Below are 329 nucleotides of genomic sequence, written 5' to 3'. Positions count from 1 at the left end.
GCATGAAGCCAACCTGTACTTAAAATGGCAAGACCTCTTAGAACAGATGAATACGACGTACTGTCAGGTATTCACAAGTCCTTATGAGACCTTTTTAGAAGATTTGAAAAAGGTTCTCAAGTTCCTGAAGAAAGTACAGGAAGAAGAAATCATCACGTTTGTTTACGGAAAAGGGAAAAGGAAAACTGTCCTTCAACGTTACCATGAACAAGTATTGGAAATGCTTCAGCGCAAAGAACACTACGATGCTTCCAATCAGATTATGGGAGAGAAGCGAAACAGCTATTCCAAAACGGACCATGACGCCACGTTTATGCGAATGAAAGAGG

At 40.7% G+C, this 329-nt stretch carries 1 pseudogene; it reads left to right on the top strand.

From position 1 onward, the window contains the following. Positions 1-329: pseudogene (locus KI375_RS27095) on the top strand (IS5/IS1182 family transposase); the annotation flags it as partial.

This window comes from Bacillus sp. J14TS2, from assembly GCF_018333015.1.
Classification (GTDB): domain Bacteria; phylum Bacillota; class Bacilli; order Bacillales; family Bacillaceae_C; genus Lederbergia.
The sequence above is the reverse complement of the archived record's forward strand: the minus strand, read 5'-3'. Positions and strand labels throughout refer to the sequence as shown.